This is a genomic window from Microbacterium tenebrionis, from assembly GCF_903645325.1.
GTDB lineage: Bacteria > Actinomycetota > Actinomycetes > Actinomycetales > Microbacteriaceae > Microbacterium > Microbacterium tenebrionis.
In genome coordinates this window covers 391,426-406,502 of record NZ_CAHJXQ010000002.1, presented here as the reverse complement: position 1 = coordinate 406,502, position 15,077 = coordinate 391,426, and the positions used below count along the sequence as shown (strand labels likewise).

The following is a 15,077-nucleotide window of genomic DNA, read 5'->3' as shown; positions in this document are numbered from 1 at the left end:
TCCACCCTCAGTACCAGATGCCGAGGACGGGCGCCTGCACGGCGCGGAATGCATCGTCGATGAGTCCCGCGACCTCTGCGCTCGCCTGCAGTCGCCCTGCCGAGCGCAGCTGGGCGGCGCTGACACCGCCGAGGTAGAGGGCCGAGAGGGTCGCGACGTCGAGCACGGCATCCGGAGCCGCCGTGTCGGATGGCCTCACGACGGCGCGGCCGTCTGCGATCGTCAGCCGCCATGTTCCGGCTGCGAATCCGAGACCGTCGTCGACGCGCAGCGCGAGGTCGAGCGGCGCCCGATAGGTGCGAGCTTCGAGGACGGCCGCAACGTCGAGGATCCGCAGCCAACCGTGATCGTGCACACACACCTCGACGCCGCGCGGATCGCGCACGAGCCAGGGAAGCGGATCGTCGATCGGGCGCAGATCGGCGGTGACCGTGTCCACGAGGTCGTGCTGCAGAGCGAATCCCCACAGCGCCGTCAGCGCGTCGGGCGTCACAGCCGAAAGCAGTGCGATGCGCATCTCGGACCGGAACACCGCGGGAATGTCCTCGAGCGTGTACACCAGCACGCCGCGCACGTCTCCGTTCTCGTCGACGTAGCGGACGCCGCGCACCTTGGCTGCCGAGGAGTTGCCCGGCTCGACACCCGTCATGCGCCCCCAGCGCCGCTCCCAACCGGCGATCTGGCCGGCGCGCTGCGTGCGTTCGACGTCATGGACTGCGGCGAGAGTGGTCTTGAGCGCATCCTTGTCGACGTACTCGAGCCGGCCAGCCGGCGTGGGAGAGTTCCAGCCGGCACGGCGGGTATCGACGGTGAGCTTCGCGACAGGCACGGCCGGCGCGAACCCGTACCGCCCGTAGATCGTCGCCTCGGAGGCCGTGAGCCCGGCGATCGGTACACCGGCGGATGCTGCGGCGCGCAGTTCTCCCTCGAGTAGCGCCCGCGCGATCCCGCGCCTGCGATGAGTACCGGAGACGGTCACCGAGCTGATGGCCCACATGTCGATCTCTGCGCCGGGCACCGTCAGCGGTGTGACCCAGGAGTTGATGGTGGCGACCGGCCAGGTGCCCACCGGAGCCTCGGCCTCGAAGACGCCGATGTTGCGGCGGTCCTTGATGCCCTCGCGGTCGGCCGCGACGACATCGGCCTCGGGTTCGCCGTCGAGGAAGCCGCGCGCGTCCGCGCGCAGGAAGGCATCGGCATCGGCATCCGATTCGGTGTCGACGAGCCGATAGGTGAGGTTCTGACCCGCCAGGCGCTCGGCGGATGCGGGGTCGACGGGGATCTGGCGTGCGTCGGTCATCGTCCCAGCCTATGGGAGGCGCCCGGAGCGGCGTCAGTGAGCGGCGACCTGGGCTTCGCGCAGCTTGGCGAGGACCTGGTCGCGGAGCTCCTCGGGAGCGGACTCCTTGCAGGCGCGGGCGACGACTTCGGTCAGGGTGCTGGCGACGAGCGCCTCACCCTGGCAGGACGGGCAGTTCTCGATGTGCTCGCGTATCTGCGCGTGCTCGGTCTTGCAGACCTCGTTGCGGAGGTACTCCTCCAGATCGAGTCGGGCCTTCTCACAGCCGCAATCGGTCATTTCGTGCTCCTCGTGCTGGCCGCCGCGATCCCTCGCTCGGCGGCATAATCTGCCAACAGCTCCCGCAGCATCCGCCTGCCACGGTGCAGACGGCTCATCACGGTGCCGATGGGGGTCTTCATGATGTCGGCGATCTCCTGATAGGCGAATCCCTCGACATCGGCCAGGTACACAGCCAAACGGAAGTCCTCGGGGACCTCCTGCAGCGCATCCTTGACCACGGACGCAGGCATGCGATCGATCGCCTCGGCCTCGGCCGAGCGGCTGTGCGACGCCGTGGTCGACTCCGCACCGCCCATCTGCCAGTCCTCGAGCTCGTCGATCGTCCCCTGGAACGGCTCACGCTGCTTCTTGCGGTAGATGTTGATGTACGTGTTCGTGAGGATGCGGTACAGCCACGCCTTCAGGTTCGTCCCCTGCGTGAACGACGACCACGAGGCGAACGCCTTGACGAACGTCTCCTGCACGAGATCGGCGGCATCCGCAGGGTTGCGCGTCATGCGCATCGCTGCGGCGTACAGCTGATCCATGAAGGGGATCGCCTGCTCCTCGAACTGGCGCTGAGCGTCGCCGAGGGTGTCTGCGGGGGTCGTGTCATCCATCACCGGCCAGTCTAGGCCGACGACGTCCGCGACCTCGCGTTCCAGCGTCGCGATCATTCCCCTCCTCTCAGGGTTCTCGGGGCCATTCACTAAGGTTGGAACCGATGAGCGACACGACCTATTCCCCTTCACCCGCAACGGGCGCGTACGAGGCGCCCGCCGCCGCCGGGGCCGTGCATGCGACATTGACCATCCCCGGGTCGAAGTCGCTCACCAACCGAGAGCTCATGATCGCCGCGATCGCCGACGGTCCAGGGCGCCTGATCGCGCCACTGCACTCGGACGATTCCCGCCGGATGATCGATGCGCTGCGCGCTCTCGGCATCCGGATCGACGAGGTCGAGGGTGACGGCGAGTTCGGACCCGACCTCGCCGTCACCCCTGGCCCTCTGCGCGGCGGCACGACGATCGACTGCGGCCAGGCGGGAACGGTGATGCGCTTCGTCACCCCGCTTGCAGGTCTCGCCGCCGAAGACGTGCACCTGACCGCGCACGAGAGCGCGCTGCATCGGCCGATGGGCGCCATGATCACCGCGCTGCGCGACCTCGGCGTCGACATCGACGACGAGGGCACCTGGGCCCTCCCGTTCACCGTCCGCGGGCACGGTCGCATCCGCGGCGGACGGGTCGAGATCGATGCCTCCTCTTCGAGCCAGTTCGTCTCGGGCCTGCTGCTGGCCGCTCCCCGCTTCGACGTGGGGCTGCACCTGGTGCACACCGGCGAGCACCTGCCGAGCCTGCCGCACATCGACATGACGATCGAATCGCTCAGCCGCCGCGGCATCCGCATCGAGCGGCCCGCCCCCGGCGAGTGGCTGGTCGAGGGCGGCGTTCCCCGCGCCAAGGAGATCGCGATCGAACCCGATCTGTCCAACGCCGCGCCGTTCCTCGCGGCGGCGATGATCACCGGCGGCGAGGTGTCCGTCACCGGGTGGCCGTTGCATTCCACGCAGCCCGGTGCCCTGCTCCCCGACATCCTGCAGGCGATGGGCGCGCACGTCGGCCGGCACAGCGGCACCATGACGGTGCGCGCCGGCGGCGGCATCCGAGGCCTCGACCTCGACCTGTCCGCCGCGAGCGAGCTGACACCCACGATCGTGGGCCTGGCCGCCTTCGCGGACCGCCCGACGACGATCCGCGGCATCGGGCACATCCGCCTGCACGAGACCGATCGCATCGCGGCACTGATCGAGGACCTCGCAGCGCTCGGCGGCGAGGCCGAGGAGCTCCCCGACGGGCTGCGCATCACCCCGCGGCCCCTGCGCGGCGGCGCGTGGGCCGCCTACCACGATCACCGGATCGCGACGACCGGTGCGCTGATCGGCCTGCGCGTGCCTGGCGTCGTCATCGACGACATCGGGACGACCGCGAAGACGCTTCCGGAGTTCACCCGGCTGTGGGATCGGATGCTCGCAGGCGCGCAGCCGGGGAGCGCGAACGCGTGAGCTGGCTGGGCCCCGACGACTTCGACGACGAGTACGAGGAGTTCGACGAGAGCAGCATCCGCACGCGCCCGAACCCGAAGGCGAACCGCCCGCGGACCAAGCGCCGCCCCGCGCACGAGGATGCCGAGATCGGCCGCGTGCTCGGGGTCGACCGGGGCCGCTACAGCGTCATGGTCGACGAGGGCGGGCCCGACGAGCGGGTCATCACCACCACCAGGGCGCGCGAACTCCGTCGCACGCCGATCGTCACGGGCGACCAGGCACGTGTCGTCGGCGACACCTCGGGGGCGGAGGGCACCCTCGCTCGGATCGTCGGAACCGCCGAGCGCACCTCGCTGCTGCGCCGCCGCCGACGACACCGATCAGGTCGAGCGGGTCATCGTCGCCAATGCCGACCAGATGCTCATCGTGGTCGCCGCGGCCGACCCGGAGCCGCGCCCGCGGCTGGTCGATCGCTATCTGGTCGCGGCGCTGGATGCCGGCATCCGCCCGCTCCTCGTCGTGACGAAGACCGACCTCGCCGACCCGGCACCCTTCCTGTCGCACTTCGACGGGCTCGATCTGCGGGTCTTCACGAGCGCACGCGGTGAGATGCCCACGGACGCGATCGGCGCCGAGCTGGTGGGGCACTCGACGGTGTTCGTCGGGCACTCGGGCGTCGGCAAGTCCACGCTCGTGAACGCCCTCGTCCCGTCGGCCGGACGCGCCACAGGTCACGTCAACCAGGTCACCGGTCGCGGCCGTCACACGTCGTCGTCGACCGTGTCGCTCCGCTATGAGAACGCCGCAGGCACGGGCTGGGTGATCGACACCCCCGGCGTCCGGTCCTTCGGCCTCGGACACGTCGACCCGGCGAACATCCTCGCGGCGTTCACCGAGCTCGCCGCGATCGCCGAGGACTGCCCGCGCGGCTGCACGCATCTCGTCGACGCGCCGGACTGCGCGCTGATCGAGGCTGCGCAACGGGGCGAGCTCGGCCCCGCAGAGCTCGCCCGCCTCGACTCGCTGCAGCGCCTGCTGCAGACCTTCGCCGACAAGGCCGACAGCAGGGACGCCAAGTAGGCTGGTGGCGTGACGAACCTGCGCCTGGAACCCGGAACCCCCGCCCCCGACTTCTCGCTCCTCGACCAGGACGGCACGACCGTCCGGCTCGCGGATCTGAACGGGCAGCGGACGATCCTGTACTTCTACCCGGCGGCGATGACGCCCGGGTGCACGACGCAGGCGTGCGACTTCCGCGACAGCATCGGGTCGCTTCAGGGTGCCGGGTACCGCGTCGTCGGCATCTCGCGCGACGAGCCGGCGAAGCTCGCCGAGTTCCGCGAACGCGACGGGCTCACCTTCACGCTGCTCAGCGACCCCGACCACGCGGTGCACAGCGCCTACGGCGTGTGGGGCGAGAAGATGAACTACGGCAAGGTCGTCGAGGGCGTCATCCGCTCGACGTTCGTGCTCGACGAGCAGGGCGTGATCACGACGGCGCTGTACAACGTGAAGGCGACCGGCCACGTCGCTCGGCTGCGCAAGCTGCTCGGCGTCGACGCCTGATCAGGTCTCCTGGTCGTCACCCGCAGGTTCTGCCGCGCGCTCTGCGCCGGCCCCGGCGCGCGTCGCCGCGATCAGCAGCACGAAACCGACGAGCGCGGGGATGCCGACCCCGAGCACGAATGCCCAGACCACGGGCTGCACCGTCAGGGACGCGAGGGCGAGCGCAAGCGCGAGCACCTGCAGGACGATCCCGCCTGAACGGGCCCAGGTCCTCCCCCGCCGCGTACCGATCGCGAACGCGACCAGCGCGGCGGCGCCGATCAGAGTGAGGACGATCAGGGCGAGCGCCGTGGGCAGCGAGGCCGCCTCGCCCCTGCCGAGACCGAACAGCTCGACGACGGCGAAGACGAGGAGGGCGGCGCCCTCGAGGGCGAGCACCGCCGCGGCTGCGGTGGCGACGGCAGATGAACGCACGGTGACTCCAGAAATCAGATTGCCGGCAGGAAACCCTTGATTTCATGCCCACGCTGTAACACAATGTTAACAGTCATGTGCTCCCACAGCGGCGTGGGGCGAGTATCCGCTCGCACTACTGATGAGCGATGTCCCCCGATATCGTCGCTCGAAATCGAGTCTTCGCACCGCGAACGCTCACCGTACATCCACACCGAGGAGCCCCCATGGATTGGCGCGACAAGGCCGCCTGCCTGACTGTCGACCCCGAGCTGTTCTTCCCCGTCGGGAACACCGGACCAGCGGTCGACCAGATCGAGAAGGCGAAGGCCGTCTGCGCCACCTGCACGGTGACCGAGATCTGTCTGCAGTACGCACTCGAGACCGGCCAGGACTCCGGCGTCTGGGGCGGTCTGTCCGAAGACGAGCGCCGCGCCCTCAAGCGCCGCGCTGCCCGCGCGCGCCGCGCCAGCTGACGCGGAGCACCGCCCGCCCGCTGCGCGGGACTACTTGGTCAGCCAGCGCAGCGGGATGTCGATGGACACCTCCGTGCCCTCGCCCTCGCTGCCGTGCCACGCAATGCTGCCACCCAGCTCCCCCTGGATCAGGGTGCGGATGATCTGCGTGCCGAGGCCCTGACCGACCCGACCCTCGGGCAGGCCGTGGCCGCTGTCGCGCACCGAGACGTGCAGGTTCTCGTCCGTGCGCGTGGCGTCGATCGTGACGGTCCCCTCCTTGCCGGCCAGGCCGTGCTCGACGGCGTTCGTGACCACTTCGGTCAGCGCCAGCGCAAGCGGCGTCGCATACTCGCTGGGCAGGACGCCGAAGTGCCCCGTGGACTGCGTCCGCGCCCGGGTGTTCGGGGCGGCCGCGACCTCGGCGACGAGCTTGAGGACCCGGTGGAACACCTCGTCGAAGTCGACCTTCTGCGTCAGACCCTGTGCGAGGGTGTCGTGCACGACGGCGATCGCGTCGACGCGGCGCATCGCCTGTGTGAGGGCGTCGCGGGCCTCGTCGGAGTGCGTGCGCCGTGCCTGGATGCGCAGCAGTGAGGCGACCGTCTGCAGGTTGTTCTTGACACGATGGTGGATCTCGCGGATCGTCGCGTCCTTCGTGATGAGCTCCTGCTCCTGGTGGCGCAGTTCGCTGACGTCGCGGCACAGGATGATCGCGCCGATGCGGGATCCGTGGTCCTTGAGCGGAATCGCGCGCAGCGAAACCGTCACTCCGCGCGCCTCGATGTCCGTGCGCCACGGGGCGCGACCGGTCACGACGACGGGCAGTGATTCGTCGACCTCACGGCCGGGCGGAACCAGACGCGTGGTGACCTCGGCGAGCGATTCGCCCTCGAGCTCGTCGTCGAAGCCCATCCGGTTGAACGCGGACAGCGCGTTGGGGCTCGCGAACGTCGTGATGCCGTCGACGTCGATGCGGATCAGCCCGTCGGAGGCCCGGGGGGCGCCGCGGCGCGGTGAGGTGGGAGCGGCGAGGTCGGGGAAGTCGCCGCCCGCGATCATGTGGAAGAGGTCGTTCGCGCACTCGTCGAAGGTGATCTGCTGCCTGGACGGTGTGCGGGCCTCGCCGAGGTTGGTGTGCCTGGTGACGACGCCGATGACCGGCTTGCCCGAGTCGGAACGGCGCGCCCTGAAGATGGGCACCGCGCGGACCCGCGTCGGCGTCTCCTCGAACCAGTCCGGTGAAGACGAATCGACGATCTCGCCGGAGTCGAACGCGCCCTGCACCTGCGTCTTCCACTGCGGGCGCACGCGCTCCCCCACGATGTCGCGGTAGAACAGGGTCGCGGCTCCGCTGGGCCTCGTGTGCGCGACGGCCACGAACGATCCGTCCTCTGTGGCGATCCAGATCACGATGTCAGCGGATGCGAGGTCCGCGAGGAGCTGGCCGTCACCGGCGAGACGGTGGAGCCATTCGACGTCTTCGTCGTTCAGGAGTCCCTGGGCATGGACGAGGTCACTGAGGGTCGACACTCTCCCAGACTAGTCAGCTGTCGGCCCGATCAGAGCACGGCGAACGACGTGGCGCGCCACCGTCTGTCGAGGCCCTCCAGGCGCACGGCGACCGCCCTCGTACGCCCGGGGCCGGCGACGATCACGACGGCCTCGATGACGCCGTCGGCAGGGGCGGACTGACGCATCGACAGCACTTCGAACACGGGGCGGACCGGGGCCGTGCCGCGGGCGCTGCGCGCCCGGGCGGAGAGGTTCGCCCGCGCGCCGAGCCTGCGGAACGCCTCTTCGCTGAACCATCGTGCGAGCTGATCGAGCTCGCGGACTCCGGCGAAGACCTCGAGCACTCCCTGGGTCAGACTCCGCAGCAGCGGCGCGGGGTCCGGCAGCTCGGATGCGGGCGTCGGCTGCGGTGCGAAGTACTCATGAAGCGTCATCGTCGTCACTCTCCGTCGGCAATGGGAGTCAGTACAGCACGGTTGAGCACCTGCCCGCCGGGCACGAAGCGCAAGATGTGGATAACTCGTATGCGGCCGATCGGCTCCCGTACGCTCTCTCGTGTGCACTGGGATCGTCTGTTCGAAGACCTCGAGGGTCAGCTCGCCGCCGAGTGGGAGGCGGAGCGGGCCGTGCTGGATGCCGAGTCCGAGCGTCTGCGGATCTCGAAGCTGACGCTGCGCGACCGGCTGAACGTCCTGCACCGGAGCGGGGCGCCGGTGGTCGTTCATCTCGCAGAGGGAGACCGGGTCTCCGGGCGGCTCGCCGCGGTCGGAGCGGACTGGATCGCCGTGCACTCCCGCGACACCGCAGGAGCGCTGATCGTCCCGGTCGGTGCGCTGAGCGGAATCGAGACGCACCACGGCGCGATCCTCGAGACGCTGGAGGATGTCGAGGCGCCTCACGACGCACTGCGCTCCCGAATGACGCTCGGGTTCCTGCTGCGCGACTTCGCGCGCCGCCGCGTGGCCGTGCACCTCGCCCTCGGCGGCGGCGAGCGCGTGCACGGGACGATAGATCGGGCAGGCGAAGATCACCTCGACCTCGCCGTTCATGACGCGGGCGAGTCGCGGCTCGCGAGTGCCGTGCGGTCGTTCCGCATCGTCCCGCTCACAGCGGTGCGGTGGGTGCGGACGACCGCAGCCACGGTGTGAGCGCGAGGCACGCTCATCCATGCGACGGAGGTCAGGGCCGCTGCGGGCCCCACACCTCGGGGAAGCTCGCAGCGTCGGCCTGGCGCCACAGGGCCATGCGCCGGGCATCCTCGGTCTGCTCAGCGAGATAGTCGGAGACGCTGGCCTCTTCCACACGCCATCGCGCCGGGGCGCCGAGCTGAGCACCGCGCAGGCGCCCGGCCATCACGAGGGCGATCACCTCATCGACATCGATGTCGAGCAGCTCGGCCACCTGCGCGGGCGCGAGGAAGCGAGGAGCAGATGCGGGCGAATCGGCCATGCCTCCATTGTGTCCCGCTGCGGTCGGAGTCATGAGATGCGGCGCGGTCCTGTGGATAACTTTCGACCGCCGGCTCATGATTCTGTGACGATGAACGCATGACGACGCATCCACGCGCCAGACGGCCGTTCTGGGGTGACATCCGGTTCCTGATCGGCCTGGTCCTCGTGATCCTCTCCATCGCCGGCGTCTGGCTCATCGTCTCGTCCGCGCGCGAGACGACTCCCGTGCTCCAGGCGAATCGCACGATCACGCAGGGCGAGGCACTCGCGTCCGGCGACTTCCAGGTCGTGGAGGTGAGCCTGGGCACGGTCGTGGACGGCTACCTCGCGCCCCAGGATCTCGAGCCGGGCATGATCGCAGCCCGAACGGTCGCCGACGGCGAACTGCTCGCGGCCGCGGCCACCGGCGACGCAGAGAGCGGCCGCACGACGAACATCGTGGTCGAGAGCAGCGTCGGCATCCCCGCCAGGGTCGAGGCCGGGACACCGGTCGAGCTCTGGTACTCGCCGCCGCTTCAGGACGACGGCGAGTACGACGCGCCGCGCATCCTGGCAGCGGACGTCGTCGTGGCATCCATCCCCGAGAGCGACGGAGTGCTGGCCGAACGGAGCGCCGCCGTCGAGCTCGTCATCGACAGGGCGGACGTCGCCGACGTGCTCGCCGCCATCAACGCCGGGGCCGCCCTGTCGATCGTCCCGCTCGGGTCCGGCTCATGACGGCCGTCGTCGTCGCCGTCGAGGAGCCGCGCGCCGCAGCACTCGCGCAGGACCTCGAACGCATCGGGCACACGGTGATCGGCGTGGTGCGGCCAGTGGATCTCAGCCGCAGCCTCCTCTCGGCGGCCGATGCGCTCGTCCTCCCCGCCACGCGCGCAGCGCTCACCGGCGACCTCGTCGCGGCGTGCGATGAGTCCGGGGTGCGGATCGTGACCCTCGGGACGGGCGACTCGCGGCTGCTCAGCCGGTACGGCCTCCCCGAAGCGCTCCCCGAGGATGCGGACGCCTGGCAGGTGGCCGCAGCGCTGTCCGCCGAAGCACCGCGGACCGTCGAACCTGCGCCGAATGCTCCGCACCGCATCGTGGCCGTATGGGGTCCGCACGGGGCTCCTGGGCGGTCCACACTCGCGATCCAGCTCGCCCTCGAGCTCTCGCGCTCGGCGAGCCGCTGCGCACTGATCGACGCCGACACCGTCGCCCCGTCGCTGGCGCTGCTGCTCGGGCTCGGCGATGATGCGCCCGGCATCGCTGCGGCGTGCCGTCGTGCCGGGCTCGGCGGACTCGACGCCGCAGAGCTCGATCGCATCTCGGTGTCGATGGAGACCAGCGCAGGCACCGTCGAGGTGCTCGCCGGCCTCAACCGCCCTTCCCGGTGGCCGGAACTCTCGGCGGAACGACTCAGCGCCGCCCTGGCCGTCTGCCGGGAGTGGGCGGAGAGCACGGTCATCGACGTCTCAGCCGCGTTCGAGTCCTACGAGGAGATCTCGGACGATCTGGCCGGGCCCCGGCGGCACGCGGCGACGACCACCGCGCTGCGCGAGGCCGACGTCATCGTGGCGGTGACCGCCGCCGATCCCCTCTCGATCTCGCGGTTCCTCCGCGATCACGCGGAGCTGCGCGGACTGGTCGGGCCGACGGCTCGGATCGTCGTCGTCGCCAATCAGGTGCGCCCCGGCCCGCTGGGCATCGACGCACGTGGGCAGATCCGACGCGCCCTCGAGCGCTTCGCCGGCATCAGCGACGTCGCGTTCCTGCCCTTCGATCAGCGCGCCGCCGATGCCGCGCTGCTGCACGCGAGGCCCATGGCGGATGTCACACCGCGTTCCGCGCTCGTCGCCGCGGTGCGCCGGCTGGCCGAGCACATCGACCCGCCGGCCCGGCGGGCCGGGGTCACTGCCGATAGCTCGACAGGAAGTTCCCGAGCCTTTCGATGGCCTCGCCGAGCACCCGCGGTTCCGGCAGGGTGACGACGCGGAAGTGATCCGGTGTCGACCAGTTGAAGCCGGTGCCCTGCACGAGCAGGATCCGCTCGGCGATCAGAAGGTCGTAGACGAACTTCTCGTCGTCGTGGATCGCATGCACGTCCGGATCGAGTCGCGGGAACGCGTACAGCGCGCCACGAGGCTTGACGCATGACACACCAGGGATCGACTCCAGGCCCTCCCACGCGATGTCGCGCTGCTCGTGGAGCCGGCCGGTGGGGGCGGTGAGCGCATCGATCGACTGCACTCCGCTGAGGGCCGCCTGGACGGCGAACTGCGAGGGCACGTTGGGGCACAGACGCGTGGACGCCAGCAGCGTGATGCCCTCGATGAAGCCCTTCGCGTGCCGCTGGGGGCCGGTGACGACGAGCCAGCCCGAGCGGTAGCCGGCGACCCGATAGGTCTTGGACAGCCCGTTGAAGGTGAGGCACAGCAGATCGGGTGCGAGCGTGGCCGTGGGGATGTGCTCGGCATCGTCGAACAGGATGCGGTCGTAGATCTCGTCGGACAGCAGCAGCAGCTCGTTCTCGCGGGCGATCTGCACGAGACCCTCGAGCACCTCGCGCGAGTACACCGCGCCCGTCGGATTGTTCGGGTTGATGATGACGAGCGCCTTGGTCTGCGGGGTGACCTTGGAGCGGATGTCCTCGAGGTCGGGCTGCCACTCGTTCTGCTCGTCGCAGACGTAGTGCACCGGTGTTCCGCCGGCAAGGCTCGTCATCGCCGTCCACAGCGGGTAGTCGGGCGCCGGGATCAGAACTTCGTCGCCCTCGTCGAGCAGCGCCTGCATGGTCATGGTGATGAGCTCGGACACACCGTTGCCGAGATAGACGTCGTCCGGACCGAAGTGCGGGAAGTCCGGGATCTCCTCGTAGCGGCTCACGACCGCACGACGCGCCGAGACGATGCCTCTGCTGTCGCTGTAGCCGTGAGCGGTCGGGAGCGCCGCGAGCATGTCGTGCACGATCTGGTGCGGAGCCTCGAAGCCGAAGATCGCAGGGTTGCCCGTGTTGAGCTTGAGGATGCTGTGACCCTCTGCCTCCAGCCGCGCCGCCTCTGCCGGAACCTTGCCTCGGATCTCGTACAGGACGTTCTTGAGCTTCGACGACTGGTCGAAGGTGCGCGTGTGGGTCATCACCCGAGTCTAATGACCCGCACGCGCCTACTTCTTCTTCTTGGCCGCCCTGCGCTGCTCGCGGTTCTGCGGGGCCGCCGCCGGAGCATCCACCCGCTGGCCGAAGGCGCCACGCGCGCTCTCCTGGGCCGGGGCGGCATCCGTCTCGGGCGTCGACTTCTGCACCTGGCCGCGGTCGTTGCGTACCTCGACCTCGCCGGCGTCGTTGGGCGCGGAGTACTCCAGGCGCTGCTCTCCGCCACCGGTGACGAGGCCCTTGGCCTCGACCTGGGTGACCTCGGAGTCCGCGGCGCTGCGCACCTCGACCTCGAGGTTGTAGAGGTAGCCGACCGACTCTTCCTTGATCTGTTCCATCATGGACTGGAACATCGCGAAGCCCTCGCGCTGGTACTCGATGAGCGGGTCGCGCTGGGCCATGGCGCGCAGGCCGATGCCGTCCTTCAGGTAGTCCATCTCGTAGAGGTGGTCGCGCCAGCGGCGGTCGAGCACCTGCAGCACGACGCGGCGCTCCAGCTCGCGTGTGGCTGCCTCACCCAGGCTCTCTTCGCGCTTCTCGTACGCGATCTTCGCGTCGGAGAGCAGTTCGCGGGTGAGTCCGTCGGTCGTGATCCCACCCTTGCGTCCGCCGGCCTCGGCGACGACCTCGTCGATCGTCACGCTGACGGGGAAGAGGGTCTTCAGCTCCGTCCACAGCGCGTCGAAGTCCCAGCTCTCGGTGTGGCCCTCGCCGGTGTGGTCGGTGACGACTCCGGTGATGGCGTCCTCGATGAAGTGCTGCACACGGTCCGCGATGTCATCGCCCTGCAGGATCTGGCGGCGGTCGGCGTAGATCGCCTCGCGCTGACGGTTGAGGACGTCGTCGTACTTCAGGACGTTCTTGCGCATCTCGGCGTTGCGCGACTCGACCTGCGACTGCGCGCTGCGGATCGCGCGCGAGACGAGGCCGGACTCGATCGGGACGTCGTCCGGGAAGTTCGTGCGCGCGAGGATCGCCTCGGCCGCACCGGACTGGAACAGCCGCATGAGGTCGTCGGTGAGGCTCAGGTAGAAGCGGCTCTCACCGGGGTCGCCCTGACGGCCGGATCGACCGCGCAGCTGGTTGTCGATGCGACGGGACTCGTGGCGCTCGGTGCCGAGCACATACAGTCCGCCGGCCTCGGCGACCTTGGCGCTCTCCTCGGCGACGACCGCCTTCATGGCCTCGTACGCCTCGTCCCAGGCGGCCTCGTACTCCTCCGGAGTCTCTGCGGGGTCCAGCCCCTTGGCCTTGAGCTCCTGGACGGCGAGGAACTCGGCGTTTCCGCCGAGCATGATGTCGGTGCCTCGACCGGCCATGTTCGTCGCGACCGTGACGGCGCCCAGGCGCCCGGCGCGGGCGACGATCTCGGCCTCGCGTGCGTGGTTCTTGGCGTTGAGGACCTCGTGCTTGATGCCCTTCTTCGCCAGCAGTCGCGAGAGGTACTCGCTCTTCTCGACGCTGACCGTTCCGACGAGCACGGGCTGGCCGGTCTCGTGGCGCTCGGCGATGTCTTCGACGACCTGCGCGAACTTCGCCGTCTCATTCTTGTAGACGAGGTCGGGGTTGTCCTTGCGGATCATCGGCTTGTTCGTGGGGATCTGCACGACGCCGAGCTTGTAGGTCGACATGAACTCGGCCGCCTCGGTCTCGGCGGTACCGGTCATGCCTGCGAGCTTGTCGTACAGGCGGAAGTAGTTCTGCAGCGTGACCGTGGCGAGGGTCTGGTTCTCGGCCTTGACCGGAACGCCCTCCTTGGCCTCGATCGCCTGGTGGATGCCCTCGTTGTAGCGGCGCCCGACGAGGATGCGGCCCGTGTGCTCGTCGACGATCATGACCTCGTCGTTCATGACGACGTAGTCGGTGTTCTTCTTGAACAGGGCGAGCGCCTTGATCGAGTTGTTCAGGAACGAGATCAGCGGCGTGTTGGCCGACTCGTACAGGTTGTCGATGCCGAGGTAGTCCTCGACCTTCTCGATGCCGGGCTCGAGCACGCCGACGGTGCGCTTCTTCTCGTCGACCTCGTAGTCCACGCCGGCTTCGAGGGTCCGGGCGATCTTCGCGAACTCGGTGAACCAGCGGTTGGCCTCGCCGGAGGACGGACCCGAGATGATCAGCGGGGTGCGGGCCTCGTCGATGAGGATGGAGTCGACCTCGTCGACGATCGCGTAGAAGTGCTCGCGCTGGACGAGGTCCTCCTTGCGCCATGCCATGTTGTCGCGCAGGTAGTCGAAGCCGAACTCGTTGTTCGTGCCGTAGGTGATGTCGGCGGCGTACTGCTCGCGGCGGACGGCGGGCGTCTGCCCCGAAACGATGATGCCCGTGGTCATGCCCAGGGCCCGGTACACGCGGCCCATGAGCTCTGCCTGATACGAGGCGAGGAAGTCGTTGACGGTGATGACGTGGACGCCCTCACCCGCGATGGCGTTCAGATACGCGGGGAACGTCGCGACGAGCGTCTTGCCCTCACCGGTCTTCATCTCGGCGATGTTCCCGAGGTGAAGGGCCGCGCCGCCCATGAGCTGCACGTCGTATGCGCGCATGCCGAGCGTGCGCTTGGCCGCCTCGCGGACCGCCGCGAAGGCCTCAGGCATGAGCTGGTCGAGGGTCTCGCCCTTCTCGAAGCGCTCCCGCAGCACGGTCGTCTCGTTCGCGAGGTCTTCGTCGGTGAGGCTCTCGAAGTCCGGCTCGAGGGCGTTCACGGCCTTGACGACCTGGTTCAGACGGCGAAGGATGCGGCCTTCGCCCGCGCGCAGCAGCTTCTCAAGAGGATTCGCCACTTTTAGTCTCCCTGTTGGGTCAGATCCCAGCCACCCAGATCGGGCTTCGGTGCCGGGCATACTGTGCCATGTTACCGGCCCGTGACCTGCACGTCGTCTGCACAGGACACGCCGCTCCCGCGATCTGGCATCGCACACGGTTTCCCTGTATGTATTTACTCAGCAATGATTTCAGGAGG

15 protein-coding genes and 1 pseudogene are annotated in these 15,077 nt (G+C 69.2%); 7 read left to right on the top strand and 9 right to left on the bottom strand.

What is annotated here, in order from left to right; all coding sequences use genetic code 11:
• Positions 1–7: 7 nt before the first annotated feature.
• The 3 genes from HWX58_RS05300 to HWX58_RS05290 are packed head-to-tail and all read right to left on the bottom strand — an operon-like array spanning position 8 to position 2,238.
• Positions 8–1,300, bottom strand: coding sequence for a GNAT family N-acetyltransferase (locus HWX58_RS05300; protein ID WP_175985963.1), 1,293 nt, complete (start codon positions 1,298–1,300; stop codon positions 8–10).
• A 33-nt stretch (positions 1,301–1,333) separates the two neighbouring features.
• Positions 1,334–1,579 carry a zf-HC2 domain-containing protein gene (locus HWX58_RS05295; RefSeq protein ID WP_175985962.1) on the bottom strand — a complete coding sequence of 82 codons (246 nt, stop codon included), beginning with the start codon at positions 1,577–1,579 and terminating at the stop codon, positions 1,334–1,336.
• Positions 1,576–2,238 (bottom strand): sigma-70 family RNA polymerase sigma factor, encoded by a 663-nt coding sequence (locus tag HWX58_RS05290; RefSeq protein WP_175985961.1) that lies wholly within the window; start codon positions 2,236–2,238, stop codon positions 1,576–1,578. The genes HWX58_RS05295 and HWX58_RS05290 overlap by 4 nt, the downstream gene beginning before the upstream one ends.
• 47 nt (positions 2,239–2,285) lie before the next feature.
• Between HWX58_RS05290 and aroA the strand changes: the two genes are divergently transcribed.
• The 3 genes and pseudogenes from aroA (at position 2,286) to bcp (ending at position 5,174) form a co-directional block, all read left to right on the top strand.
• Positions 2,286–3,626, top strand: a complete 1,341-nt coding sequence (gene aroA, locus HWX58_RS05285; RefSeq protein ID WP_175985960.1) for a 3-phosphoshikimate 1-carboxyvinyltransferase — start codon at positions 2,286–2,288, stop codon at positions 3,624–3,626.
• Positions 3,623–4,688: pseudogene (rsgA, locus tag HWX58_RS05280) on the top strand (ribosome small subunit-dependent GTPase A). The gene aroA and the pseudogene rsgA overlap by 4 nt, the downstream one beginning before the upstream one ends.
• A gap of 9 nt (positions 4,689–4,697) precedes the next feature.
• A complete protein-coding gene (gene bcp / locus HWX58_RS05275) occupies positions 4,698–5,174 on the top strand; it encodes a thioredoxin-dependent thiol peroxidase (protein ID WP_175985959.1) in 477 nt (158 codons plus the stop codon).
• Here the strand turns inward: bcp and HWX58_RS05270 are convergent, their stop codons facing one another.
• Entirely contained in the window at positions 5,175–5,588 is a 414-nt protein-coding gene (locus tag HWX58_RS05270) for a hypothetical protein (protein ID WP_175985958.1), read from the bottom strand. It abuts the gene before it with no gap.
• 206 nt (positions 5,589–5,794) lie between these two features.
• Here HWX58_RS05270 and HWX58_RS05265 point away from each other — a divergent pair, with 206 nt between their 5' ends.
• A complete protein-coding gene (locus HWX58_RS05265; protein WP_172990412.1) occupies positions 5,795–6,043 on the top strand; it encodes a WhiB family transcriptional regulator in 249 nt (82 codons plus the stop codon).
• Positions 6,044–6,073: 30 nt separating this feature from the next.
• Here HWX58_RS05265 and HWX58_RS05260 read toward each other — a convergent pair whose 3' ends face one another.
• On the bottom strand, positions 6,074–7,555 hold the full coding sequence (locus HWX58_RS05260) for a sensor histidine kinase (RefSeq protein ID WP_175985957.1): 1,482 nt from the start codon (positions 7,553–7,555) through the stop codon (positions 6,074–6,076).
• Positions 7,556–7,584: 29 nt separating this feature from the next.
• Entirely contained in the window at positions 7,585–7,971 is a 387-nt protein-coding gene (locus tag HWX58_RS05255; protein ID WP_175985956.1) for an Rv3235 family protein, read from the bottom strand.
• Positions 7,972–8,094: 123 nt separating this feature from the next.
• On the opposite strand from HWX58_RS05255, the gene HWX58_RS05250 reads away from it, so the two are divergent.
• Complete coding sequence (locus tag HWX58_RS05250; RefSeq protein WP_175985955.1) at positions 8,095–8,685, top strand: hypothetical protein; 591 nt, start codon at positions 8,095–8,097, stop codon at positions 8,683–8,685.
• Between the two features lie 31 nt (positions 8,686–8,716).
• On the opposite strand, the gene HWX58_RS05245 is transcribed toward HWX58_RS05250, so the two are convergent.
• A complete protein-coding gene (locus HWX58_RS05245) occupies positions 8,717–8,986 on the bottom strand; it encodes a helix-turn-helix domain-containing protein (protein WP_175985954.1) in 270 nt (89 codons plus the stop codon).
• Positions 8,987–9,084: 98 nt separating this feature from the next.
• Here HWX58_RS05245 and HWX58_RS05240 point away from each other — a divergent pair, with 98 nt between their 5' ends.
• Both HWX58_RS05240 and HWX58_RS05235 read left to right on the top strand, forming a co-directional pair.
• Positions 9,085–9,705, top strand: coding sequence for an SAF domain-containing protein (locus HWX58_RS05240; RefSeq protein WP_175985953.1), 621 nt, complete (start codon positions 9,085–9,087; stop codon positions 9,703–9,705).
• Positions 9,702–10,952 carry a CpaE/TadZ family protein gene (locus tag HWX58_RS05235; protein WP_175985952.1) on the top strand — a complete coding sequence of 417 codons (1,251 nt, stop codon included), beginning with the start codon at positions 9,702–9,704 and terminating at the stop codon, positions 10,950–10,952. Before HWX58_RS05240 ends, HWX58_RS05235 begins: the two co-directional genes overlap by 4 nt.
• Here HWX58_RS05235 and HWX58_RS05230 read toward each other — a convergent pair.
• Both HWX58_RS05230 and secA read right to left on the bottom strand, forming a co-directional pair.
• Positions 10,876–12,102, bottom strand: a complete 1,227-nt coding sequence (locus HWX58_RS05230; protein WP_175985951.1) for a pyridoxal phosphate-dependent aminotransferase — start codon at positions 12,100–12,102, stop codon at positions 10,876–10,878. The genes HWX58_RS05235 and HWX58_RS05230 overlap by 77 nt on opposite strands.
• Before the next feature lie 27 nt (positions 12,103–12,129).
• A complete protein-coding gene (secA, locus tag HWX58_RS05225) occupies positions 12,130–14,898 on the bottom strand; it encodes a preprotein translocase subunit SecA (protein WP_175985950.1) in 2,769 nt (922 codons plus the stop codon).
• Positions 14,899–15,077 lie beyond the last annotated feature (179 nt).

Bases quoted from the DNA above. Each gene is read 5' to 3' on its own strand.
- HWX58_RS05290 (WP_175985961.1), bottom strand. From the start codon at position 2,238: ATGATCGCGACGCTGGAACGCGAGGTCGCGGACGTCGTCGGCCTAGAC.
- HWX58_RS05235 (WP_175985952.1), top strand. From the start codon at position 9,702: ATGACGGCCGTCGTCGTCGCCGTCGAGGAGCCGCGCGCCGCAGCACTC.
- HWX58_RS05240 (WP_175985953.1), top strand. From the start codon at position 9,085: ATGACGACGCATCCACGCGCCAGACGGCCGTTCTGGGGTGACATCCGG.
- HWX58_RS05295 (WP_175985962.1), bottom strand. From the start codon at position 1,579: ATGACCGATTGCGGCTGTGAGAAGGCCCGACTCGATCTGGAGGAGTAC.
- HWX58_RS05255 (WP_175985956.1), bottom strand. From the start codon at position 7,971: ATGACGCTTCATGAGTACTTCGCACCGCAGCCGACGCCCGCATCCGAG.
- HWX58_RS05265 (WP_172990412.1), top strand. From the start codon at position 5,795: ATGGATTGGCGCGACAAGGCCGCCTGCCTGACTGTCGACCCCGAGCTG.
- HWX58_RS05230 (WP_175985951.1), bottom strand. From the start codon at position 12,102: ATGACCCACACGCGCACCTTCGACCAGTCGTCGAAGCTCAAGAACGTC.
- HWX58_RS05245 (WP_175985954.1), bottom strand. From the start codon at position 8,986: ATGGCCGATTCGCCCGCATCTGCTCCTCGCTTCCTCGCGCCCGCGCAG.
- aroA (WP_175985960.1), top strand. From the start codon at position 2,286: ATGAGCGACACGACCTATTCCCCTTCACCCGCAACGGGCGCGTACGAG.
- HWX58_RS05300 (WP_175985963.1), bottom strand. From the start codon at position 1,300: ATGACCGACGCACGCCAGATCCCCGTCGACCCCGCATCCGCCGAGCGC.